Source organism: Acidiphilium sp. (assembly GCF_049977125.1).
Lineage (GTDB): Bacteria > Pseudomonadota > Alphaproteobacteria > Acetobacterales > Acetobacteraceae > Acidiphilium.
Map to the genome: position 1 here is coordinate 1 of NZ_JBMFGY010000345.1, position 1,826 is coordinate 1,826.

Here is a 1,826-nt window from a genome sequence, read left to right on the forward strand (position 1 = left end):
GGCATCGGCGCGATCGGCCCCGAATGAGATAAATTCAGGGGGGCGGCACGTAGCCGCTGATCCGACTCCTTCTGCAGCTGCTCCAGTTGCTGCCGGGACATCACTTGCCCCGGCTGCGGTGGAACCTGACCGTAAGCACATCCGGCACTCACGACGATCGCCGCAATCGCGGCGCTGAAACCTAGCCTGCCCATCACTTTGCTCCCTCGCTGGTTGGACCACCCATTCTTTTCAGACGCTATCGCCAGTGGAAAGCCTAAAATCTCATCCCCCCATATTTCGGTTTCTTATTGATTATTGCTTCAATCTGTCGAACCAAAGCCTCCGAACCGGGCCATTTGTCGCTGGCAAAATTGTTCAGCGGACAATAAATCTGATTGTCCTTCCCAAACGCCCGATTATGCTCACACTTCACCAGCCCGACAGCGAGCATATGCTCCGCCTCCATATTCCGGTTCGCCATGATCGTGCTCCCGAAATACAAAGCCACCAGTCCAGCCGCCACCGATCCCGCAATCCACCAGGACCGCTCGATCTTGAACTCGCGCGGGGGAGGAGGCTGGACGATCTTGCGCATCGCATCGCTCAGCTGCGACACCAGCGTCCGCACCGCCTGGTTCACCGCCCGATCCGCACCGAGCAGATTGCCGTCATCGTAATCCCCGTGAAGCCTGTCGATGAACCGGCGAAACACGAGCATCGACTCGTACATCTTCGCAGACTCCTCGCGCATTTCACGGACCACCGTGTAACCCCCGAGCTCGATCTCAGCCACCCGTTCCGCAAACGCCCGATAGAGCAGTTCAAGCGACCTCAGCACTTGGGCCTGCGATTCCACGAACAAACCGGCCGGTTCATCAGCCCGGAAGCCCCAGTCACCCGCCATTCGCTCCATGTCTGCGATAGATCGCTTCAATTCGTCGATCGGCCCTTGCAGATCGACACGACGGTGCCCTCCCGGCAGACTCCCCGGCACCTTCTCGATCCCGCTCATGACGCCTCCGCAATCGACATCTCGGTTTCAACATAGGGCAGCCACTCAGCCGGTATCCGGTTGAATGTCGCATCAAGGCCCTCGGTCCACCATTTGTAGACCCGCGACACATCGAAAATCGAAAGCGGCGCAACCCCGGCCGGTGTCTTTCGATCGGCCGCGTCACGGAATCGCAGACCGCGCTCGAGCACAGCATCGAGACACCTCAACTGCGGGAGTGTCACGACAACCGCACCCTTCGACCGCGCTTCCTTGATCACCGGCGAGGAAAAAATCGGCTCGAATGCCTTCATCGGCGAGGTATCACCGCGGATCAAACCCGCGTTCATGACAAACAGCATCTCGACGTTGGCGCCACTCCCCACCATCGTCGCATCGAAATGATCGATATCGGCAACGATCGGGCCAACCAACTGCGCAATCACCACCCGCACGCCCATGGTCTCGGCGACTGTGCTCAGATCCAGATCGTCCAGCATCTTTTGAAGCACCAGATCGCCCCCGCCCACGTCGAGCAGCACATCACGCCGGGACGCACTCTGCTCCTCGATCGCACGCTCAAGCCATCCTCGCCGATCATCGAGCCCCGCATAATCCGGGCGACGGACGTCAGGAAAGAACGCGTCGATGCTCCCACTCTCTCCATGAGGGTCGATGTTCCAGACATCGAGCTTCGCCCCGCGCTCTCGAAACCTCTGGCCCACAATGTTGAGGAACGTCGTTTTCCCGACCCGCCCGCGACCAACCGCGACAATCAGGACGGGAAGCCGCGATTTCACCGCTGATGGCTTTTCAACGGAAATCGCCTCATTTTTCGGCCCAGCCATAATCC

At 59.4% G+C, this 1,826-nt stretch carries 3 protein-coding genes; all 3 read right to left on the bottom strand.

The genetic code is table 11. The features are described 5' to 3' along the window. Window positions 1-194 (bottom strand): hypothetical protein (locus ACP5E6_RS18920; RefSeq protein ID WP_427957019.1); only part of this gene is annotated, 194 nt, incomplete at its 3' end. Window positions 195-256: 62 nt separating this feature from the next. Continuing rightward, window positions 257-994, bottom strand: coding sequence for a hypothetical protein (locus ACP5E6_RS18925; protein WP_427957022.1), 738 nt, complete (start codon window positions 992-994; stop codon window positions 257-259). Continuing rightward, window positions 991-1,826 (bottom strand): hypothetical protein (locus ACP5E6_RS18930; RefSeq protein WP_427957025.1); only part of this gene is annotated, 836 nt, incomplete at its 5' end. The genes ACP5E6_RS18925 and ACP5E6_RS18930, both read right to left, overlap by 4 nt.